Origin of the sequence: Streptosporangium sp. H16, assembly GCF_051918855.1 — a bacterium.
In the GTDB taxonomy this organism is placed as follows: Bacteria; Actinomycetota; Actinomycetes; order Streptosporangiales; family Streptosporangiaceae; genus Streptosporangium.
On sequence record NZ_JBPXMD010000024.1, the window covers coordinates 44,318 to 64,737 of the forward strand.

Consider the following 20,420-nt stretch of genomic DNA (forward strand, 5'->3'; position numbering starts at 1 on the left):
CCGGAAAGCAGATGATCGCGGTAGGGTTGCGGCCTATGCGGCTCTCCACGGTGTCCTTCCGATACTCGCGGCGCGGCCCCTGGGTCCTGCGGGACGTCGAGCTCACGCTCCGTCCCGGCTCCGTCGTCGAGGTCACCGGCCGCAACGGCGCGGGGAAGTCGACGCTGCTGCGCCTGATGGCGGGGTTCGTCCCCCCGACCCGGGGATCGGTCTCCGACCGGCCGGGCGTCGTCGGCTACGCCCCCGACGTGTTCCCCGTGGACCAGCCGTTCACCGTCGCCGCCTACCTGGCCCACATGTCCAGGATCCGGGGCCTCTCCTCCGGCTCAGCCGCCGGAGAACTCGCGGGACGGCTGAACGCGACCCACCTGCTGGAGCAGCCGCTCGGCGACCTGTCCAAGGGCAGCGCGCAGAAGGTGGGACTCATCCAGTCGCTGCTCGCCCCGCCGGACCTGCTCATCCTGGACGAACCCTTCGCCGGGCTCGACGAGCAGACCCGCACCGAACTCCCCGTGATCATCGAGGAGATCGCCGCGCGCGGCGGGACCGTCGTGGTCAGCGACCACCAAAAACAACTCCAGGACTTCCCCGGCGCCGAACACTGGCTCGTCGCGGACGGCGGCGTCGCGATCTCCTCGACGCTCCCCCCGCCCGGCTCCACCGCCCCCTCCCGGGACGTCCCCGACGCACCGTCCGCACAGGTGGTCATCGAGGTGGTCGTGGACGCGGACGACGCCGACGAGGTGGAACAGAAGCTCCGCGCCGACGGCTACCTCACCAGGCGGTCATCATGATCCACCTCGTACGCTTCAAGCTCGCCGCCTACGCCCGGTCGCACCGGCTGCTCCAGCCGATGATCGGGCTCTTCGTGATGCTGCTCATCTTCTACTCCACGCTGACCCCGCCGGGCAAGGAGCTGTCCGCGTACGCCGACTCGGCCGGACTGCTGATCCTCGTCTTCGCCTGGGCCGCCCGGGGACTGCTCGACACCGAGCCCCCGACGCAGCGGCTGATCTCCATGACGGCCGCCGGACGACCCGGTCGCGAGATCGGGGCCGGACTGCTCGCCGCGCTGACCGTCACCCTCGGCATGGCGGCGATCGCGGTCGGGTTCCCGCTGCTCCACGGCTTCGCGGCCATGCCCACCTCCGCCGACCTGGCGCTCGGCATCGCGCTGCACGTGCTCGGCGTGAGCGCGGGAACGGCCCTGGGCGCCCTGACCAGCCGCCCGATCCTGGCCTCCCCCGCCGTCTCGATGCTCGCCCTCTTCGGCGGCTATCTCGCCCTGCTGCTGGTCAGCCTCACCCCGGTGGGCCGCCTCTCGGTGCCGATCATGCTTTGGATGCGCGCCGCCAACGACGGCCTGCTCGACACCGTCGTGCTCCCCATCTCCGCCGCCACCCTCTTCTGGACCGCCGCGAGCCTCATCCTGTACGCGCGCCTGCGCCGTCTGAACCCCTGAACGGGTGTCGTCGAACCACCGGACTCGCCGTGGTTCGACGACACCCACCCACTCGACAGCCGTACAAATCTCACCCGGATGAGCCGCCCGGGCGGAGACCCGCCTCCGGAGTTAGAAGGCCGCGACCGGGCCGGCCGCCCAGTGGTTCGGGCCGGTCGGCCACGTCCGTGACGGCGCCTGCTGCTTGAGCATGCTCTCCTCGGGCGTGCCCACGGCGCAGCGCGTGCCGCGCGGCGGCACCTTCAGCGAGATCAGGTACTCGTCGAAGATGTCCGTCTGGCACTTGTCCTTGCCGTAGATGCGGTGTCCCCAGCCCTCGTATGTGAGCAACACCGCCTTGGACCCGAGCTGACGGGCCGCGTTGGCGGACCATATCCACGGGGTGGCCGGATCGTGCAGGGAATTCCCGAGCAGCAGCGGGGCGTCGCCCGTGTATCGCAGTGCGTGCGGCGCGTTGGTGGTCGGGTAGTTCATGCAGATCGGCAGATCGTCGATCGGGTACGGGTGGTACCCCGTGTCGGGTGCGAGCCGGTTGGAGACACGCATGAGCGCGGCGTACTCCGAGTAGTTACGCACCTTGAGGTTGTAGTCCTGGCAGAGGACCGCGGTCGGCAGATACGCGACGTCACCCTCCACGGGCTGCCGGCCGGGCAGCGGGGGCACCCACTCCGGCTGCGGCCCACCGTCCAACCAGTTGATCACCTCGCTCAGTATGTTCCAGGCCGGCCCCTCGGTGCCCAGTGCGGCGTTGTAGATGACCTGCAACTCGGTCATCGTCTGGCCCGTGCTCGGGTACTTCAGCTCACCGCGCCGCGCCTTCTCCCGCAGGTCCTTCCAGATCGCACGGATGTCACGCCCATGCAGGACGCAGCTGGTGTCCTGCTCGCACCAGCCGACGAATTGGTCGAACGCGTCCTCGATGGCGAGCGCCTCGGTGGCCAGGAATCCCGCGACGCCGAGGCTGTGGTCCATGTTGCTGTCGAGCCCGAGGGCCCGGACGCGGCCGGGGAACAGCTCGGCGTACATCTGGCCGATCAGGGTGCCGTACGAGATCCCGTAGTAGGTGAGCTTCTCCTCGCCCAGGGCGGCGCGCAGCGCGTCCAGGTCACGGGCGACGTCGACGGAGTCGACGTGGTCGTACAGCGGACCGGTACGAGCGCGGCAGTCGGCGTGCAGCTTCTTGGTGAACGCGTTCCAGGCGTCGAAGTCGGCCTGGCTTCTCATGACGGTGTGCGGCATCCGATTGTACACCGACGCCGAGCAGATCACCGGGTTGCTGCGCCCTACGCCCCGAGGGTCGAACCCGACGATGTCGAACCGTCGCTGCAGTTCCTCGGTGTAGGACCCGGGGGCGCCGTACACGGCCTCCACTCCCGACCCGCCCGGACCACCGGGATTGATCACCAGCGAACCGACCCGCGCGGCCGGATCCGTGGCCTTCCGCCGCGCGACGGCGATGTCGACCTTCGCCCCGCCCGGCTTCGACCAGTCGATGGGCACGCTCAACGTGCCGCACTCGGCGGCAGGCTCCTCCTCACAGGGCGCCCAAGCGATGGTTTGCGCCCTCAGGACTTCGGTGTCCGCACTGGCCACCCCGACCGGTAAAACCGTCACCGTCGCCAGGAGGACGGCGAACCAAGAGGTTCTTCTTCGCACAATGCTCCAGTCTCTAGTCGATCTTCTGTCGTAACGGGCGACGGTAGCGGATCACCACATATCCGAAGGCAGAAACAGGAGAGAATGGCAGCATTTCCTCTAAATAGGTATCCGATCCGATGGAGTTCGTGGTCCGCGCCTTGAGCGAGGAAGCTGCGAAACTCATCCGGAAAGCACAGAGCCGATGACTCGCTACGGGCGCACCTGGATCATCACCGAAGGCACCGGAGGCGGCTGGTACGCCGTACGGCGTACCAATCTGCCGGCGTACGGGCTTGAGCACGGCCTGTGCAACGTCCGCTGTGGAGCGACCGTGGGAGAACTGGCCCGCAACCTGGAAGAAGAGACACGACTGGAGAACCAGCCCTGGCGACGCGTGCCGTTGATCCCGATGCTGCGACTCGCGCCAGGCGCGACAGCGGAAATCCTGGAAGAGGCAGCCGGCATTGCGACAGCCACTCAAAGGGATCGGGAACTCGAGCGGTCACCCCTGTGGCAGCCTCCCAGGCAGCGGTCGCCGACATGGCATGCAGTCCGTTTTGGACCTCTCTCTACTGCCTTTTGACGTGCCTGAAAGTGCCCCTGCCGAGAGGGAGCTACAAGCCCCTGACCGTGGAATATGCGTCGCGGGAGCAATGGTGACCGACAGGATGGCCGCTGGGTTGCTGGCAGGATGGCCGCTGCTTTTCTGGTGGATCGGTCGTCAGGTCGCCGCCGGCACGATCGCAGACAACGCGGCGGAATGGCCGCTGCTTCGCGGGGTGCCGGTCGATGTGGGCATGACCGTGCCGGGGAACGCCAAGGCCACGGCGTGGGAATCCGGGCGGGCCGCACCGGGCCGGTCGGCGATGCGGTGGGAGCCCGGAACGGCCGGGGAGCGCCGCCCCGGGTGAGTAGGCCGGGGCGGCGGTCGGCGCCTCGGGGGGCGCAGCCGTACGGTAAGGGCTACTCGGCGGCGGCGAGCTGGCCGCAGGCACCGTCGATCTCGCGGCCGCGGGTGTCGCGGACCGTCACCGGCACGCCGTGATACTCCAGGCGGCGGACGAAGGCGCGCTCGTCCTCCGGACGGGACGCGGTCCACTTCGAACCCGGGGTCGGGTTGAGCGGGATCAGGTTGACGTGCACCAGCTTGTTCTTGATCAGCTTGCCGAGCAGGTCGGCGCGCCACTCCTGGTCGTTGATGTCCTTGATCAGCGCGTACTCGATGGAGACCCGGCGCTTGGTCCTGGCCGCGTAGTCCCAGGCGGCGTCGAGGACCTCGGCGACCTTCCAGCGGGTGTTGATCGGCACCAGCGTGTCGCGGAGCTCGTCGTCGGGCGCGTGCAGCGAGAGGGCCAGCGTCACCGGCAGGCCCTCGGCCGCGAGCTTGCCGATCGCCGGGACCAGACCCACCGTGGAGACGGTGACACCGCGGGCGGAGATGCCCAGGCCGTCGGGAGCGGGCTCGACCATGCGGCGGACGGCGCCGATCACGGCCTTGTAGTTGGCCAGCGGCTCGCCCATGCCCATGAAGACCACGTTGCTGACCCGCCCGGGACCACCCGGGACGTCACCGGCCGCGAGCGCGCGGGCCCCGGCGACGACCTGCTCGACGATCTCGGCGGTGGTCATGTTGCGGGTCAGTCCCGCCTGGCCGGTGGCGCAGAACGGGCAGTTCATACCGCATCCGGCCTGTGACGACACGCACATGGTCGTACGGTCGCTGTAGCGCATGAGGACCGACTCGACCAGCGCGCCGTCGAAGAGCCGCCACAGCGTCTTGCGGGTGGTGCCCGCGTCGGTGGTCATCTCCCTGACCGAGGTCAGCAGGCTGGGGAACAGCGCGGTGGCGAACTTCTCCCTGGCCGCGGTCGGCAGGTCCGTCATCAGCTCGGGATCGCCGTTGAACTTCTCGAAGTAGTGCCGGGAGAGCTGATCGGCGCGGAACGGCTTCTCGCCCAGTTCGGCGACGACCGCCCGGCGCTCGGCCATGGTCAGGTCGGCCAGGTGGCGGGCGGGCTTGGCCCGGCGCGGCGCCACGAAGGTGAGCTGGCCGGGTACGGGGGTCCCGGACGGGCTGACGGTCGACAAGTCCAACGCCTTCTCTCAACGGTTACGCGAATGCTCGAAGCGGTGCCCGACAGTGATCTAGAGTCCGGAGGTATGGCGACAAACCGCCCCACGGGCCCCGCGGAACAGCGGGGGGACGGCGTCGAGGTCGTGCTCACCGACGTCAACCCCTACGGGAGCCGCACCCTGGTGGTCGAACGCGACGAGACTTCCTCGGTAGCTTACCTGTGCGGGCCGGGGGGAACGGTGCACGGAGCCGTCTGGCTGGCCAACCACCGCCCGGCCCCGGACGCGATCGACCCGGACCGCCTGAACTCCGAACTGCCGCCGATGGCCCCGAGGGCGAACACCCGCCACCCCGACGGCAGGGGGCCCCTGGGCGCGCTGCGATCGCTGTGGTTCGAGGAGGGCGACGGCGTCGCCCTGTACGAGAACGACGAGCTGCTCGCGGTCATTCCTGGATGGGCGGACATGGGCAGGGGAATGCCCGGCTACTCCCGCGACGCGCTGGGCGAATCCCCGTTCGCCTGGTCGCTGGAGGAGGCCCACGAAGGTCTGGCCTCCCGGATCGCCAAGGCCCGCGCCTACTGGGAGTGGCGCGCGAAAGACGGCTCCTGGGCCTCGTTCCAGCAGTTCGTGATGGGCCACCTGGATCGCAAGGTCGGTACCGCGGGCAGGTTCTGGGACGCGGGGGGCGAGCGGATGCCCGCGGTGGGCATCACCGAACGCCCCCCGGAGCGAGGCAGGGAGCACACGATCCTTTCCACGGTCGGGATGAGCTGCCAGCGGATGCCCACCGTCGAGCAGTACATCGACCGGCCGGACGCGTACGCCCGGGTGGAGCTCGCCGTCGCCTCCCCCGGCGACGCCCGCGACGCGGCCCGGCTGTTCCTGTGGCTGGGGCAGTATCCGTGGCACTCGGTCACCTGGCTGGGCCACGGCCACACCGCCAGGTGGTACCACCGGCCCGAGACCTTCCCGCTCGGCTCCGCCTACGGCGGCGTCATGATGCTGACCGGACTGCCGGGGCTGCCCGACCTGTCGGGTTTCTCCTTCGGCGGCGACTCCGTGCAGTGGCTCTGGCTCGTCCCGATCACTCCGGACGAGCTGAGCCTGGTCTCGGCCGAGGGCTACCGGGCGGTGCTCCCGCGCCTGTCCGCGACCCGGCTCACCAGGGCGGGATGACCGGGACTGCGCGGGAGCCGTACCGGGGCGCGGGACGTCACGCGCGGGCGGGAGGCGCTGGAGGCGCTGTGACTCCGGCCGGCACGGTTCAGACCAGCGGGCTCAGACCAGCAGGCTCAGACCAGCGGGCTCAGACCAGCAGGGTGAGCAGCACCCAGACCGGGATCAGCGCGGCCACCATGGAGTCGAGGCGGTCCATCATGCCCCCGTGACCGGGAAGCACGCTGCCCATGTCCTTGACGCCGAGATCGCGTTTGATCACCGACTCGACCAGGTCGCCGAGCGTGGCGAAGACCACCACGACCGCGCCGATGAGGACGCCCTTCCAGATGTCGTCCTCCAGCAGCCACGCCACCAGCCAGCCGCCCACCGCCATGCAGGCCAGCGCCGACCCGGCGAAGCCCTCCCAGGTCTTCTTCGGGCTGATCACCGGGGACATCTTGTGCCTGCCGAGGGAGATCCCGGCGAAATACCCGCCGATGTCGCTCGCGGCGGTGGTGGCGATGAAGACGACCACCCGGTCCGGGCCCTGGTCGGGGTCGGCGAGCAGCAGCGCCACGAACCCGGCGAGCAGGGAGGGGTAGACGACGACCAGGATGGTCGCGGTGATGTCGCGGACGTAGTTCTCGGTGCCCTGGAACATCCGCCAGATCATCAGCACCAGCACGGTCATCGCGAAGACGCCGACCAGCCAGGCGGTCCCGCCCCAGGCCGAGCCGGTCACCTCACCGCCCCAGTAGGCGCCGACCAGCATGGCGGTCATGCCCGCCAGGACCGGGACGAGCGGGACGTTGATGCCTCTGGCCTCGAACGACCGGACCAGCTCCGTCACGCCGATGCCCACCGCCGCGATCACCACGGCGAGGAAGAGCACCTTCACGAAATAGAGGGAGGCGATGATGACCGCCGCCAGGGCGAGCCCCACCGCCACTGCGACGGGGAGGTTCCGGCCGGTACGGCTACTGCCCGCCACGGGTTCCACAGGGGGTCCTACTTTCATACCTGCACAAAATCCTTGTCCCGTACGGACAACGGCCCGCACGGGACAAGGATCATGGTTCAGACTTCGAGCAGCTCGGCTTCCTTGTGCTTGAGCAGCTCGTCAATCTTGGCGACATGCTTCTGGGTGAGGTCGTCGAGCTCCTTCTCCGCCCGGCGCACCTCGTCCTCACCGGCCTCGCCATCCTTGATCAGCTTGTCCAAGGTCTCCTTGGCATTGCGACGGATGTTGCGAATGGAGACCTTGGAGTGCTCCGCCTTGTTCCGGGCGACCTTGATGTACTCCTTGCGGCGCTCCTCCGACAGCTCGGGGAAGGCCACCCGGATCACCGCCCCGTCGTTACCGGGGTTCACACCGAGATCCGAGTTGCGGATCGCCTTCTCGATCGCGGCCATCGAGCTCTTGTCGAAAGGCTGGATGATGACCATGCGCGCCTCGGGCACGTGGAACGAGGCGAGTTGCTGAATGGGGGTGGGTGTCCCGTAGTACTCAGCGCTGATCTTGTTGAACATCGACGGGGTGACACGACCTGTGCGGATGCCCGCGAAGTCGTCCTTCGCCACCGACACGGCCTTGTCCATCTTTTCCTCGGCTTCGAGGAGGGTTTCGTCGATCACAGCGGCTCCCTGTCTTCTCGGTCACTCCCCATCCTCACGCACTTCGCGGGACGCCATCACGCCGGAGGCCCACCCTGGACCGCCACGGTCGCGTACCGCTCAGCTCGCTACGTCAGGTTCGTACCTTGTCCTCTGGTCGCTCACCACTCCTCGCTCGCTTCGCGGGACGCTCCTACCTCGCGTACCACTCCGCTCGCCGCGTCGGGCTCGCTCCCTGTCTTCTCGGTCACGCGCCCCTCACGCGCTTCGCGGGACGCTCCTACCTCGCGTACCACTCCACTCGCCACGTCGGGCTCGCTCCCGTTGCCGTACCGGCCCTGTCGCCGTGCCGGCCCGTCACCATGCCGGTTCCGTCACCGTGCCGGACTCACCAGCGTGCCGATCTTCTCACCGCGCACCGCCCGCAGGATGTTGCCCTCGCCCATGAGGTCGAAGACCACGATGGGCAGGCTGTTGTCCATGCACAGGCTGATGGCGGTGGCGTCCATGACCCCGAGGCCGCGGGTCAGCACCTCACCATATTCGAGATGGTCGAACCGGACGGCGTCGGGGTTCTTGCGGGGGTCGGCGTCGTAGACGCCGTCCACCTGGGTGCCCTTGAGCAGCGCCTCGGCGCCGATCTCCAGCGCTCGCTGCGCGGCGCAGGTGTCGGTGGAGAAGAACGGCGAACCGAGCCCCGCCCCGAAGATGACCACGCGCCCCTTCTCCAGGTGGCGGATGGCACGGCGGGGCAGGAACGGCTCGGCGACCTGCTGCATGGTGATCGCCGTCTGGACCCGGGTGTCGATGCCCCGCTTCTCCAGGAAGTCCTGGAGGGCGAGGCAGTTGATGACCGTGCCGAGCATGCCCATGTAGTCGGCCCTCGCGCGGTCCATGCCGCGCTCGGACAGGGCGGCACCCCGGAACATGTTGCCGCCGCCCACGACGACCGAGACCTGGACGCCACCGCGGACGGCCTCGGCGATCGAGTCGGCGAGGTGGCCCACGACGCCCGGGTCGATGCCCAGCGGCTCGCCGCCGGCGAACGCCTCGCCGGACAGCTTCAACATCACCCGCTTCCAGCGAAGCGGGTCCGAGTACGAAGAAACCGCCGGCGTAGCGGATCCTGGGTTCTCCTGCACGGCGGCGGCCTCCTCGTTTGGTGCTCTGCTTGAAGAGCGGATGTCAGGGATTAGGCCTGGCCGACCTTGAAACGGACGAAGGCCTGGACCTTGACACCATTCTCGTCCGCGAACTTCGCGACCGACTTCTTGCTGTCCTTGACGAAGGACTGCTCAAGGAGGGTGAAGTCCTTGTACCAGCCGTTGATCCGGCCATCAACGATCTTGCCGATGGCGGCCTCGGGCTTGCCCTCCTCGCGGGTCATCTCCTCGAAGAGCGCGCGCTCCTTCTCGACGACGTCGGCCGGGACCTCGGCGGGGCTGAGGTACTTCGGGGCCATCGCGGCGGCGTGCTGCGCGATGTCCTTGGCGACGTCGGCGTTCGGGGAGTCGAGCTGCACGAGCACGCCGACCGCCGGGGGAAGCTGGGGGTCGGTCTTGTGCATGTAGGAGCCGATGAAACCGCCCTCGAGCACGGCGAACCTGCGGATCTCGATCTTCTCGCCGAGCGCGGCGTTGGCCTCGTCGAGGTGCGTCTTGACGCTCTTGCCGGCGAGCTCGGAGTCGAGCAGCGAGGGCACGTCGGACGGCTTGGTGGCCAGGATGTGGTCGACCACCTGGCCCGCGAGCTCCTGGAAACGCTCGCCCTTGGCGACGAAGTCGGTCTCGCAGTTGAGCTCCAGCAGCGCGGCGGCGGAGTCGCCCTCCTGCTTCAGGGCGACCAGGCCGTTGGAGGCGGTGCGGGCCTCACGCTTGCCGACGTCCTTGGCGCCCTTGAGGCGAAGGATCTCGACCGCGCGGTCGAAGTCGCCCTCAGAGGACTCGAGAGCCTTCTTGCAGTCCATCATGCCGGCGGCGGTCAGCTCACGAAGCCGCTTGACGTCGGCCATGTTCACGGAAGCCATTGTCTTTTCCTCGTGGGAATCGTCGTGGATCGGGTGGGTGCCCCCGACTGAGCGGCACCCACCCGGAAGGGTCTTGCGGGTCGTACGGCCGGGGCCGTACGAAGGTGACCTAGGCCTGCTTCTCGGTCTTCTCGGCGGACTCGTCCTCGGCGGCGGGAGCGTCCGTCGCCTCGGCGGTCTCGGTCTCCGCGACCTCGGCGGGGGCCTCGGCGGTCTCGGCGGTCTCGGCCTCGGCGGCCGGGGCGCTGTCGGCGCTGCCCGCGAGCAGCTCCTGCTCCCACTCGGCCAGCGGCTCGGCGCCACCGGCGACGGCCGGCTTGTCGTCGCCGCGGTTGGCGCCGGCGCGGGCCATGAGACCGGCGGCGACGGCGTCGGCGACGACGCGGGTCAGCAGGCCGACGGCGCGGATGGCGTCGTCGTTACCCGGGATCGGGTAGTCGACCTCGTCGGGGTCGCAGTTGGTGTCGAGGATGGCCACCACCGGGATGTGAAGCTTGCGGGCCTCACTGATCCCGATGTGCTCCTTCTTGGTGTCGACGACCCACACGGCGCTGGGGATCCGGGACATGTCGCGGATACCGCCGAGGGTGCGCTCGAGCTTCTCCTTCTCGCGGCGGCGCATGAGGAGCTCCTTCTTCGTGAGCCCCGAGGCGGCCACGTTGTCGAAGTCGAGCTCCTCCAGCTCCTTCAGGCGCTGGAGCCTCTTGTGCACGGTGGAGAAGTTGGTGAGCATGCCACCCAGCCAGCGCTGGTTGACGTACGGCATGCCGACGCGGGCGGCCTGCTCGGCGATGGCCTCCTGGGCCTGCTTCTTCGTGCCGATGAACATGATCGTGCCGCCGTGCGCGACGGTCTCCTTGACGAAGTCGTAGGCCCTGTCGATGAAGGCCAGCGACTTCTGAAGGTCGATGATGTAGATGCCGTTGCGCTCGGTGAAGATGAAGCGCTTCATCTTCGGGTTCCAGCGACGGGTCTGGTGGCCGAAGTGCACGCCGCTTTCCAGCAGCTGTCGCATGGTGACGACGGGGGTGGACATTGATTGTCCTCCAGATCGGGGCGCCCATCTCTGGGCGCTGTTCTCGGTTGGACGCGACAGCCTGCGGCTGTCGCCCTGATGCCCCGAACAGGATCCAGCCGGGCTCTCGCCCGGACCGAGGGACCCCGGTTCTTGACGGGGCATGCGAAGTCGGCCCATGACTCACAGGCCTCCAAAAGTGTACCCGCAACCGCGCCTCTTCCCGACCTTCGGGTGTCAGGTGGCCCTTACCCGTCGCGTGGAAGACCGTGCGGCCGGCGCCGGGCGCGGGGGAAGAGGCTGACCTGCGCCTCGGAGACCCGGGCACCGGGCGGGGCGTCCTCCCGACCCCTGACGGTGGTCTTGTAGGGGGCGAGCAGCTCGTCGATCCGCTCATTCAGCGCCTTCAGTTCCTCCGCGTCGACCAGCAGGACGGCGCGGTTGAACAGCGCGGCCTCGCGCCACTCCCGTGACTCCCGCTCAAGGTTCTCCATCGCCCTGCTCACCTCGTCCGCCGCCTGTTCCCGCAACGCCTTGATCAGGAACTCCTTGGCGCCGCGCACGTCCGGGCCGTCGTCCGGGTCGGGGCTGACGCTGAGACCCCCGGCACTGGAGCGCCAGAGCCGTTCCCTGCCGTCACCGCGCGCGGGCGCGTCCTCGACGAAGCCGTACTTGGCGAGCATGCGCAGGTGGTAGCTGGCCGCGCTGGGCGTGACCCCGACGACCTCGGCGACCTCGGTCGCGGTGCAGGGCCCCTCGGCCTGGAGCCGGTTCAGGATCGCGAGCCGCGCGGGGTGCGCCAGCGCGCGCATCGCCGTGGGATCGGTGAGGGACTTCCGCCTCGGTGCCTCGGTCATGTGCAGACCGTACCCACTCCACATGTGAAGCATTGCCTTCATAACTATGAAGGGTTATCTTCACAGTTATGAAGCATTCCCTTCAGAGTCTCCGGAAGCCGGAAGGAGACGGATCCCCATGACCTCCGCGATTTCCGGGCCTCCCGCGACTCCCGAGCCCTCCGCGACCAGGCCGGTGCCCCTCAGGAAGCAGCGCGACTACCGGTTCCTGCTCTCCGCCCGCGCCATCACCGAGACCGGCACCGAGGTCTCCCGGCTGGCGGTGCCGCTGACCGCCGCCGTCCTGCTCGGCGCCTCCCCGACCCAGATGGGCGTGCTCACCGCCGCGACCTCGCTGCCCTACCTGCTGATCGGGCTCCAGGCGGGTGCCCTCGCCGACCGGCTGAGGCGGCACCGGCCGGTCATGGTCGCCTGCGACACGGTCTCGGCCGTCGCCATGGCCACGATCCCGGCGGCCTGGATCACCGGGCTACTCAGCGTGCCGTGGCTGATCGCGGTGGCGTTCGTCGTCGGCACCTGCTCGGTGATCTTCCGGGCGGTCAACTTCCCGCACCTGGTCACGGTGATCCACGAGAGCCGGCGGACCGAGGCGCTCGCGGGCTTCCAGTCGGCCTTCGCCGTGGCGACCGTCGCGGGACCGGGTCTGGCCGGGCTGCTCGTCCACCTGGTCACAGCGCCGTTCGCGATCCTGGTCGACGCGGTGTCGTTCCTGGCCTCGGCGTTCCTGATCAGGTCGATCAAGGCGCCGGAGAACCACACGCCCGCTCCTCCGCGCGGCATGTGGACCGAGATCCGCGAGGGTCTGGGCACGGTGGCCGGGCACCCGGTGCTCCGCGCGCTCTGCGCCGCCGGGGTCACGATCAATTTCTTCGGCAGCGTGTACATGGCGCTGTACGTGATCTACGCGCTCACCGTGGTCGGCCTGCCCGCGGGGCTGGTCGGCGCGATCACCGCCTTCTTCGGCGTCGGTGGCCTGCTCGGTGCGGCCCTCGTCCCGCGCCTGACCCGGCGCTTCGGCGAGAACCGGGTACTGGCCTGCTCCGTGCTGCTCTTCCCCGTCGACTTCGTGGTCGCCGCGCTCGCCTCGGGACCGGTGTGGCGCAGCTTCCTGTTCCTGTCCGCCAGCGCGGTGACCTCCGGCACGGCCGTCGTGGCCTTCTCCGTCTGCATGGGTGCCATCACCCTGCGCGAGACCCCCGCCGAGCTGCGCGGCCGGGTCAACGCCACGCAGTCGTTCATGATCCAGGGTGTCCTCACCCTCGGCGGCCTTGCGGGCGGCCTGGCCGGCGAGCTGCTCGGGTTGCGCCCGGTGTTCTGGATCTCCGCGGCCGGAGTCCTCACCACGATCGCGTGGATCTGGCTCTCCCCCCTGCGTCACTCCCCCGCCCCCGTCCCCGCCCCCGACGATCCAGCCCGAACCCGATGACCCCGCGGCGAGCCGCTCCTGCCCGCACGGACACGCCGGTCCCGGGTGGGCCCGCGCCGCGGGTACGTCCGTGGCGAGGCTGTTCGCGGGGGCCTCTCGCGAGATGGCGTTCGGGAGCGGTCCTTCGCAAGAGGACGTTCACAAGAGGACGTTCGGGAGATGGCGTTCGCGAGAGACCGTCGGGAAAGGGCGTCGGGAGAGGGCGTTCAGGATTCGGGAGAGGCCCTTCGGGAGCGGCCGTGGAAAGGTCTCACCACCAGGCGGGCGGGTGCTCACCCCTCTGCGGGGGCGGGCTCGACCAGTACGGTGACTCGCCGTCGACGGTGCCGGGCGGCCTGAGGTAGGTCAGGCGGCCGAAGGCGCTGTCCATCTCCTCGATCATGCCGGTGACGTCGGGCTCCGGCGTGGCCGCTCCGCCGACCCGGCCGAGACCGTCCAGCCACCGCGCGGTCCCGGCCAGGGAGAGCTCCACTCTCCAGGATCCCCCCTCGGTGGATCGGCGGAGCAGGGCGGCCATCGCGCCCAAGGCGGCCAGGTGGCCGGTGGCGTGGTCGAGAACCTGGGCGGGCAGCGGGTGCGGCCGCGATCCGTCGCCGCCCTCGTGGGCGATACCGGACACCATCTGCACCAGGCTGTCGAACCCACGCCTGCCCGCCCACGGCCCCCGCCCGCCGTACGCCGAGACATCGACGCACACGATTCCCGGCCTGATCCCGGCCAGCCTCCGGGGACCGAACCCCAGCGCTTCGAGGGCGCCCGGCCGGTAGGACTGCACGAGCACATCGGCCTCCGCCACCAGGTCGCGCAGCGCGGCGCTCCCGGCCGGAGTCCTCAGATCGAGGTGGCAGGACCGCTTGCCGAACGCGGTGCCGATCACCGGCCCCGGAACCTCGGGAAGGTGCCGGGCACCCACCCTGAGCACCTGGGCCCCGTGGGCGGCCAGCGTGCGGGTCGCCACCGGCCCGGCGATCACCCTCGTCAGATCGAGCACCCGCACCCCGTCGAGCGCCCGCCCTCCCCCGCCTCTCGGGGCACCGGGCCTCGGACCACCGGAATCGCCGATCCGGGTCAGGTGAACGAGCGGCGACGCGGCGACCGCCCGCGACTGCGGGTGCTCACGCCATCCTGCGCGGTCGCGCATGGCCGCCGCGCATCCTCCCGCGGCCGTCACCGCCTCCTCGACCTCGACGGCGGTACGCCCCGCGCAGGCGCGTTCGACGGCGTCCCTGCCCGTGTCGGCGGGCAGTCCCAGCGCCCTGAGGACCGCGTCACGGTGGTGGTCGAAATTGCAGTGCAGCCGGACCCAGCCGTCGGCGGTGCGGTAGTCACCGGAGAGGGGAGCCCACAGATCCACGGCGACTCCGTCGATCCTGAAGTGACGCTCGTCCAGGAAGGCGATCGCCGCCTCCCGCACGTCCACCGCGGCCTGGCTCCCACCTCCTTTGAGCGCCGCGGCCGCCGCGGTGGCGGCCCCGACGGCGACGGCGGCCGCGGTGCCCACCCGGAAGACGGAGGGCAGCACCGGATCGTCCCCGCTCACCCTGACCGGCGGCAGCTCGACGCCCACCTCGGAGGCCAGCTCGCGGATACGCTCTTCGACCACGCGATCCTCACTCGTACACGACGTTCCGGGCTCTCCCCGCTCATACGACGTTCCGGGCTCTCGCCACTCACCTGACGTTCCCCGGCTCTCCCCGCTCATACGACGTTCCGGATTCTCGCCACTCACCCGACGTCTCCCGGCTCTCCCCGCTCAGCCGATACTTCTGGACCATCTCATCTCACGCGACACGCCAGGACTCTCATCGTTCACATGATGTCCTGCGATCCTCTTCGTCCCCATGCTCAGCCACATCCTCGACCGCCTGTCCACAGAATCCCATTCGGCCCACACCCGGTCCATCACGGGACTTCATGCTCACGGGCATGAAGTCCGTCCACACCGTGGGGCTGCGAGCCCTGCTGTGCTCACTGATCCTGGCCATACCGGCGGCAGCGGGCACCCGTCACGCGACCGCCCTCGCCCACCCCACCGGCATGACCGGCCGCGCGTACGGCGTGACGACTCCCACGACCATCCTCGCGGCCGCCCGCCCGGGTGCGCGCCGCCCGGCGAGAACGGCGCGTCCGGCTGGGGCACCCGCCCCCTCCTTTCACGGGAAACGGCCCCACGGGGGACGGCCCCACGGGGAACAGCCGCGCTGGGAAGAGCCGCGCTGGGAATGGCCGCTCGCCGGACGTCCGCGGGTGCTCAGGGGCTTCGCACCACCGGCACAGCCGTGGCTGGCCGGTCACCGGGGCACCGACCTTTCCGCATCTCCCGGAGCCGAGGTGCGGGCCGCGGGAGCGGGAACGGTCGGCTACGCCGGGCCGCTCGCGGACCGGGGCGTGGTGACCGTGCTCCACCCCGGTGGCCTGCGGACGACCTACCTTCCCGTCCAGCCCTCGGTGCGGCGCGGGCAGGCGGTGGCCACCGGCGAGGTGATCGGCACCCTTCAGGACGTTCCTGGGCACTGTCCCGCCGCCTGCCTGCACTGGGGCCTGCTCCGCGACCGTGCCTACCTCGACCCTCTGCTCCTCCTCGGTCATGGCCAGGTCCGCCTCCTTCCCCTGTGGCCCGCTCCGGCCTCGCGGCCCCCTTCGTAGGCTGCTCCGAAACCCCGTTACGAGTTTTCGGCTTGAGCCGCCTCGACTCCTTGTCCTGCGCTGTTTCGGCTCCCTCGCTTGGGCCGTTTCGGCTCCTTGGCTTGGGCCGTTTCGAACCCTTGGCTTGAGCCGCCTTGGCTCCTTGGGCTCGGCCGATCCTTGGGCTCGGCCGACGACCGCCCCTCGCGGCCTGGGAACGGACTGGGAACGGGCTACCCGCCGGGAGGGCGGTCGGGACGGAGGCGCCAGCCCCGGGAGACGCGTTCGACGTAGCCCGCGGCCGCCAGGCCGCCGAGGCAGGCGAGCACGGTCTCCAGGTCGACCCCCGCGGCGACGGCTATCGTCGCGGGGCCCACACCGATCCGGGTGGGCATGGCCTCGACGACCTTCCGGGTCTCCGGGTCGAGCCGGTCGCGAGGAAGCACCGGACCGCGCGGCTCGGGGGCCAGATCGGTGCCCATCGTCCCGGCGAGTTCGATCACTTCCTCGGGACCGGTGACGCAGATGGCCCTGCCCTGGCGGATCAGCCGATGGCATCCCGCCGAGAACTCCGAGGTCACCGGGCCCGGCATCGCGGCCAGGTGGCGGTTGAGCGCGATCGCGTGCCCGGCGGTGTTGAGCGCTCCGCTCCGCACGGCCGCCTCGACGACCACGGTGCCCCTGGACAGAGCCGCGATGACGCGGTTTCTGATGAGGAACCTCGGCCTGGTCGGGTGCGCGCCCATGGGGCACTCGCTGACCAGCACCCCCCGCTCCCGGATGGCGGCGAACAACTGCTGGTGCGCGCTGGGATAGGCGACATCGGCGCCACAGGCCAGCACGGCGACGGTCGGTCCCTCGCAGGCGAGGGCGCCCCGGTGGGCGGCCCCGTCGATGCCGTAGGCGCCACCGGAGACGACACCCCACCCCCTCTCGCTCAGCCCCGCCCCGAGCTCCGCCGCCACGTGGGTGCCGTAGGGCGTGGCGGCTCGGGAACCGACGACCGCCACAGATCTGAGACAGGAGAACCGCAGGTCGGCGTCGCCGTGGAGCCAGAGAGCATGGGGCCTGGAGTCTCCCAGGTCGTCCAGCTGGGTCGGCCATTCCGGATCGCCGGGAACCACCAGCCTCGCCCCTATCCGCTCGCCCTCGGCCAGGTCACGCGCGGGGTCGGCCGTCTTCAACCGGGCCGCCCAGGAGGCGACCATCCGGTCCAGCCTGGCCGCGAGCCGCCCATCCCGCGCGGCCTCCGAGCCGTTGTCCGCCCCGGAACGGCCGCCGCCGGAACGGCCGCCGGGCGCGCTCGGTCTCCCGTGCCGCACCGCCTCCGAGGCGCCATGCCGGAGGGTGCGTTCCCCGGATGGGCCGGATGTTCCGTCTCCCGGCTCCGGGCTCCCGTCATGCGGGCCCTCGCCCCCGCCACGCGGAGGAAACCGTTCACCGGCTGAGCCGGGCCTCCCGCCCGGCGGCTCCTGACTCCCGCCACACCGACCGGGACCTTCGCCGGCTGGACCGGGACCTCCGTCGTGCGGGCCCGAGCCCGCCTCGTGCGGGCCGGACCTTCCGGCCGACGGGCCGGGGCCGCCCACCGATCGGCCGGGATTTCCGGCCGGGTGGCCGGGCGTTTCGGCGAACCATCGGGTGAGATCCGCGTCCGCGGAACCCTTCCGGACCAGGGCGACGGCTGCCTCGGGGCCGCGCAGGGCGACGAGAGCGCCCATCACGGTGTCGCCCGGCTCGGCCAGACGCATCAGGGTGAGCCGTGCGAGCCTGTCGCTCATCGTTCCTCCCCCAGCCAGAGCCCCAGCGCGGAGTTGGTCTCGTGGAGCTCCGGCCGCTCCTTGCCCGCGAGGTCGGCCAGGGTCCAGGCCACCTTGATGATCCGGTCGAGGCCCCGGGCGCTCAACCGGCCGCTGTCGAGATGCCCGAGCAGCGGCGACATCGCCGTGGGCGGCGGCCGGTATTCGGTGTGGAGGGCTCGGGCGGGCACCTCCGCGTTGCACCGCCACGGCGTGTTCGCGAACCTTCTGGCGGCCCGCTCACGCGCGAGCCGCACCCGCTCGGCCACCACCCCGCTCGACTCGATGAACCGGCGGTCGGCGAGGAGCTCGCGCCTGGTCGAACGGAACAGGCCGACCTTGACGTCCACCCGGTCGAGCAGCGGGCCGGAGAGCCTCGCGAGATAGCGGCGGCGGGCCGCGGGAGCGCACGCGCACGGATCCTCCGGGGTGGAGGGCCGCGCGCACGGGCATCTGTTGGCCGCCAGCACCAGCATGAACCTGGCGGGGAAGGTCACCGACGCCAACGCCCTGGAGACCGTCACCCGCCCCGACTCGAGCGGCTGCCTGAGCGCGTCGAGAACGGTCGTCGAGAACTCGGGCGCCTCGTCCAGGAAGAGCACTCCCCGGTGGGCCAGTGAGACCGCCCCCGGACGGATCATCCCGCTGCCCCCGCCGATGACGGACGCGACGGTCGCGGTGTGGTGGGGCGCCACGAACGGCGGGCGGACCAGCAGGGGACGGTCCCTGGGCAGCACACCGGCGACCGAGTGGATGGCGGTCACCTCCAGGGCCTGGTCCCGCTCCAGAGCGGGAAGCAGGGTCGGCAGCCGCTCGGCGAGCATGGTCTTGCCGGTACCGGGGGGACCGAGCATCCAGAGGTTGTGGCCTCCGGCGGCGCAGATCTCCAGCGCGCGACGGGCGAGCGGCTGCCCCGCGACGTCTCCCAGGTCGGGAGCGTCGTCCGGGCCCTCCCCGGCCTCGTGAGCGTCTCCGGGGCCGGCCTCGCCGGGAGATCCCGGCGGGAACGGGAACGCGACCCCCGGGCCGCGATCACCGGTATCGGCACCAAGCTCTCCCGCCCCGGCTCCCCCGCGCCCTCCGGAACCGGCCCCTCCGTAACCCGGCGGAAGACCTCCCGCCGGCTCGTCGCTCCGCAACCAGCGCACCAGGGCGCCCAGCGTGGTCGCGGGAATCACGCTCACCCCCGGCACGAGACCGGCCTCGGCGGCGTTACGGGCGGGAACGACGACGGTGTGGGCACCGGCGGCGACGGCTGCCAGCACGGCGGGGAGCACACCCCGCACCGGCCTGACCGAGCCGTCCAGGCCCAACTCGCCCAGGAAGATCGGCTCGGCGACCCTGGCGGCGGGCACGAACCCGGCCGCCGCGAGCAGGGCCATGGCGATCGCGACGTCGAACAGGCTTCCACGCTTGGGCAGGCTTGCGGGAAACAGGCTGACCGTGATCCGGGCGTCTGGCCAGGCGTAGCGGCTGTTGACCAGGGCGGAACGGACCCGGTCTCGGGCCTCGCTCAGCGCGGTGTCGAGCATGCCGATGAGGTGGAGGCCCGCCACGCCATTGCCGACATCGGCCTCGACCTCGACGAGACGGCCGGTCACCCCGACCAGGGCGACGCAGCGCGTGCGTGCGACGGCCACTCACCCCACCCCCCGCGGAGAGCGAACGATCCACGACAGGCCGGGAGACGTCGGCGACGCGGGAGAATCCGGCACGCCGGGGAACATCGATGCGCCGGGGAACATCAACACACCGGTAGACATCAGCACACCCCCCGCTCGTGGCGGATGGCGAAATCCCCGGCGAACCGCTCCAGGGCGACGACGTCGACGCGGATCGCGTCGAACCGGTCCTGACGCTCGGCGAGCCAGCTGGCCGCGAGCCTGCGCAGACGAGCGATCTTCGCGTCGGTGACCGCTTCGAAGGCGGTGCCGTGACTGCGCCCCGAGCGGGTTTTCACCTCCACCGCGACGAGCGTGCGCCTCTCCCGGGCGACGATGTCGATCTCCCCGTCCGGGCACCGCCAGTTGCGATCCAGGATCTGCAGGTCTTGTGCCAGCAGATAATCGACGGCGATCTGCTCACCGTGCTTGCCGAGCTCATCTTTCGCGGCCATGGAACCACCTCCGGTTCCAGACCTTCGCTCAGCTCACCGCACCACCAAGAAGCCGAGCGCGATTCTGTGGAAATCCGGCCGGGCGCGGAGCGTGGCTGTGGACAACCTCTCGCGGCCGCTCAGCCGCATCACGAGGCCTCGAAGCGCTCAGCCCCATCCCACTTGGCCCCCCGGCCCTCCGGCCTCTCGAGGACGCCTTCGAAGCCGCCGGCAAAGCCACCGGGGAAAGAGCCCGGGAAAGCCGCTCAGGAGGAGAAACCCTCCTTGGGCATCTCCAGATCGGGCTTGGCGAGCTCCTCGACGTTCACATCCTTGAAGGTCACCACGCGGACGTTCTTGACGAACCTCGCCGGGCGGTACATGTCCCAGACCCAGGCGTCCTGCATCTTCACGTCGAAGAACACGTCACCGTTCTCGGCGGTGCGCACGTCGAGGTCGACGGAGTTGGTGAGATAGAAGCGCCGCTCGGTCTCCACGACATAGGTGAAAAGGCCGACAACGTCGCGGTACTCACGGTAAAGCTGCAGCTCCATCTCGGTTTCGTACTTTTCGAGATCCTCTGCGCTCATACCGGTCCTCCTGTTAAACGCCCACCCCGGCCCGCCCGA

At 70.3% G+C, this 20,420-nt stretch carries 19 protein-coding genes; 6 read left to right on the forward strand and 13 right to left on the reverse strand.

Annotation, left to right across the window (positions count from 1 at the left end):
* Nucleotides 1-35: 35 nt before the first annotated feature.
* Nucleotides 36-794, forward strand: coding sequence for an ATP-binding cassette domain-containing protein (locus ACTOQ2_RS31780; protein ID WP_440104527.1), 759 nt, complete (start codon nucleotides 36-38; stop codon nucleotides 792-794).
* A complete protein-coding gene (locus ACTOQ2_RS31785; protein ID WP_440104528.1) occupies nucleotides 791-1,462 on the forward strand; it encodes a hypothetical protein in 672 nt (223 codons plus the stop codon). Before ACTOQ2_RS31780 ends, ACTOQ2_RS31785 begins: the two co-directional genes overlap by 4 nt.
* 111 nt (nucleotides 1,463-1,573) lie before the next feature.
* Here ACTOQ2_RS31785 and ACTOQ2_RS31790 read toward each other — a convergent pair whose 3' ends face one another.
* Nucleotides 1,574-2,962: an alpha/beta fold hydrolase gene (locus ACTOQ2_RS31790; RefSeq protein ID WP_440104578.1), complete on the reverse strand. Its 1,389-nt coding sequence runs from the start codon at nucleotides 2,960-2,962 to the stop codon at nucleotides 1,574-1,576.
* Between the two features lie 794 nt (nucleotides 2,963-3,756).
* On the opposite strand from ACTOQ2_RS31790, the gene ACTOQ2_RS31795 reads away from it, so the two are divergent.
* Nucleotides 3,757-4,011 carry a hypothetical protein gene (locus tag ACTOQ2_RS31795; protein WP_440104529.1) on the forward strand — a complete coding sequence of 85 codons (255 nt, stop codon included), beginning with the start codon at nucleotides 3,757-3,759 and terminating at the stop codon, nucleotides 4,009-4,011.
* 52 nt (nucleotides 4,012-4,063) lie between these two features.
* Here the strand turns inward: ACTOQ2_RS31795 and rlmN are convergent, their stop codons facing one another.
* Nucleotides 4,064-5,188 carry a 23S rRNA (adenine(2503)-C(2))-methyltransferase RlmN gene (gene rlmN, locus ACTOQ2_RS31800; RefSeq protein WP_440104530.1) on the reverse strand — a complete coding sequence of 375 codons (1,125 nt, stop codon included), beginning with the start codon at nucleotides 5,186-5,188 and terminating at the stop codon, nucleotides 4,064-4,066.
* Nucleotides 5,189-5,260: 72 nt separating this feature from the next.
* On the opposite strand from rlmN, the gene ACTOQ2_RS31805 reads away from it, so the two are divergent.
* Nucleotides 5,261-6,352 (forward strand): suppressor of fused domain protein, encoded by a 1,092-nt coding sequence (locus ACTOQ2_RS31805; protein ID WP_440071183.1) that lies wholly within the window; start codon nucleotides 5,261-5,263, stop codon nucleotides 6,350-6,352.
* Nucleotides 6,353-6,482: 130 nt separating this feature from the next.
* Here the strand turns inward: ACTOQ2_RS31805 and ACTOQ2_RS31810 are convergent, their stop codons facing one another.
* The 6 genes from ACTOQ2_RS31810 to ACTOQ2_RS31835 form a co-directional block, all read right to left on the reverse strand.
* Nucleotides 6,483-7,334, reverse strand: coding sequence for a phosphatidate cytidylyltransferase (locus ACTOQ2_RS31810; RefSeq protein ID WP_440071184.1), 852 nt, complete (start codon nucleotides 7,332-7,334; stop codon nucleotides 6,483-6,485).
* Nucleotides 7,335-7,411: 77 nt separating this feature from the next.
* Nucleotides 7,412-7,969, reverse strand: coding sequence for a ribosome recycling factor (frr, locus tag ACTOQ2_RS31815; RefSeq protein WP_362680448.1), 558 nt, complete (start codon nucleotides 7,967-7,969; stop codon nucleotides 7,412-7,414).
* A gap of 353 nt (nucleotides 7,970-8,322) precedes the next feature.
* Entirely contained in the window at nucleotides 8,323-9,018 is a 696-nt protein-coding gene (gene pyrH, locus ACTOQ2_RS31820) for a UMP kinase (RefSeq protein WP_329091288.1), read from the reverse strand.
* Nucleotides 9,019-9,140: 122 nt separating this feature from the next.
* On the reverse strand, nucleotides 9,141-9,974 hold the full coding sequence (gene tsf, locus ACTOQ2_RS31825; RefSeq protein WP_440071186.1) for a translation elongation factor Ts: 834 nt from the start codon (nucleotides 9,972-9,974) through the stop codon (nucleotides 9,141-9,143).
* Nucleotides 9,975-10,083: 109 nt separating this feature from the next.
* A complete protein-coding gene (gene rpsB / locus ACTOQ2_RS31830) occupies nucleotides 10,084-11,010 on the reverse strand; it encodes a 30S ribosomal protein S2 (protein WP_440104531.1) in 927 nt (308 codons plus the stop codon).
* A gap of 227 nt (nucleotides 11,011-11,237) precedes the next feature.
* The gene (locus ACTOQ2_RS31835; RefSeq protein WP_440104532.1) at nucleotides 11,238-11,846 is read right to left on the reverse strand and encodes an ArsR/SmtB family transcription factor; all 609 of its coding nucleotides are present in this window, start codon (nucleotides 11,844-11,846) and stop codon (nucleotides 11,238-11,240) included.
* Nucleotides 11,847-11,964: 118 nt separating this feature from the next.
* Here ACTOQ2_RS31835 and ACTOQ2_RS31840 point away from each other — a divergent pair, with 118 nt between their 5' ends.
* Entirely contained in the window at nucleotides 11,965-13,272 is a 1,308-nt protein-coding gene (locus ACTOQ2_RS31840) for an MFS transporter (RefSeq protein ID WP_440104533.1), read from the forward strand.
* Between the two features lie 250 nt (nucleotides 13,273-13,522).
* On the opposite strand, the gene ACTOQ2_RS31845 is transcribed toward ACTOQ2_RS31840, so the two are convergent.
* Complete coding sequence (locus ACTOQ2_RS31845) at nucleotides 13,523-14,875, reverse strand: CoA transferase (protein ID WP_440104534.1); 1,353 nt, start codon at nucleotides 14,873-14,875, stop codon at nucleotides 13,523-13,525.
* 323 nt (nucleotides 14,876-15,198) lie between these two features.
* On the opposite strand from ACTOQ2_RS31845, the gene ACTOQ2_RS31850 reads away from it, so the two are divergent.
* On the forward strand, nucleotides 15,199-15,918 hold the full coding sequence (locus ACTOQ2_RS31850; protein WP_440104535.1) for a murein hydrolase activator EnvC family protein: 720 nt from the start codon (nucleotides 15,199-15,201) through the stop codon (nucleotides 15,916-15,918).
* A gap of 212 nt (nucleotides 15,919-16,130) precedes the next feature.
* On the opposite strand, the gene dprA is transcribed toward ACTOQ2_RS31850, so the two are convergent.
* The 4 genes from dprA to ACTOQ2_RS31870 form a co-directional block, all read right to left on the reverse strand.
* Nucleotides 16,131-17,219, reverse strand: a complete 1,089-nt coding sequence (gene dprA, locus ACTOQ2_RS31855; protein WP_440104536.1) for a DNA-processing protein DprA — start codon at nucleotides 17,217-17,219, stop codon at nucleotides 16,131-16,133.
* A 455-nt stretch (nucleotides 17,220-17,674) separates the two neighbouring features.
* The gene (locus ACTOQ2_RS31860; RefSeq protein ID WP_440104537.1) at nucleotides 17,675-19,336 is read right to left on the reverse strand and encodes a YifB family Mg chelatase-like AAA ATPase; all 1,662 of its coding nucleotides are present in this window, start codon (nucleotides 19,334-19,336) and stop codon (nucleotides 17,675-17,677) included.
* Between the two features lie 122 nt (nucleotides 19,337-19,458).
* On the reverse strand, nucleotides 19,459-19,812 hold the full coding sequence (locus ACTOQ2_RS31865; protein WP_440104538.1) for a YraN family protein: 354 nt from the start codon (nucleotides 19,810-19,812) through the stop codon (nucleotides 19,459-19,461).
* A gap of 245 nt (nucleotides 19,813-20,057) precedes the next feature.
* Nucleotides 20,058-20,381: a DUF2469 domain-containing protein gene (locus ACTOQ2_RS31870; protein WP_030511723.1), complete on the reverse strand. Its 324-nt coding sequence runs from the start codon at nucleotides 20,379-20,381 to the stop codon at nucleotides 20,058-20,060.
* Nucleotides 20,382-20,420 lie beyond the last annotated feature (39 nt).

What these genes read in the sequence shown, in the direction of transcription:
- ACTOQ2_RS31780 (WP_440104527.1), top strand. Translation starts at nt 36, where the DNA reads ATGCGGCTCTCCACGGTGTCCTTCCGATACTCGCGGCGCGGCCCCTGG.
- ACTOQ2_RS31785 (WP_440104528.1), top strand. Translation starts at nt 791, where the DNA reads ATGATCCACCTCGTACGCTTCAAGCTCGCCGCCTACGCCCGGTCGCAC.
- ACTOQ2_RS31805 (WP_440071183.1), top strand. Translation starts at nt 5,261, where the DNA reads ATGGCGACAAACCGCCCCACGGGCCCCGCGGAACAGCGGGGGGACGGC.
- pyrH (WP_329091288.1), bottom strand. Translation starts at nt 9,018, where the DNA reads ATGTTGAAGCTGTCCGGCGAGGCGTTCGCCGGCGGCGAGCCGCTGGGC.
- tsf (WP_440071186.1), bottom strand. Translation starts at nt 9,974, where the DNA reads ATGGCTTCCGTGAACATGGCCGACGTCAAGCGGCTTCGTGAGCTGACC.
- rpsB (WP_440104531.1), bottom strand. Translation starts at nt 11,010, where the DNA reads ATGTCCACCCCCGTCGTCACCATGCGACAGCTGCTGGAAAGCGGCGTG.
- ACTOQ2_RS31835 (WP_440104532.1), bottom strand. Translation starts at nt 11,846, where the DNA reads ATGACCGAGGCACCGAGGCGGAAGTCCCTCACCGATCCCACGGCGATG.
- ACTOQ2_RS31840 (WP_440104533.1), top strand. Translation starts at nt 11,965, where the DNA reads ATGACCTCCGCGATTTCCGGGCCTCCCGCGACTCCCGAGCCCTCCGCG.
- ACTOQ2_RS31850 (WP_440104535.1), top strand. Translation starts at nt 15,199, where the DNA reads ATGAAGTCCGTCCACACCGTGGGGCTGCGAGCCCTGCTGTGCTCACTG.
- ACTOQ2_RS31865 (WP_440104538.1), bottom strand. Translation starts at nt 19,812, where the DNA reads ATGGCCGCGAAAGATGAGCTCGGCAAGCACGGTGAGCAGATCGCCGTC.
- ACTOQ2_RS31870 (WP_030511723.1), bottom strand. Translation starts at nt 20,381, where the DNA reads ATGAGCGCAGAGGATCTCGAAAAGTACGAAACCGAGATGGAGCTGCAG.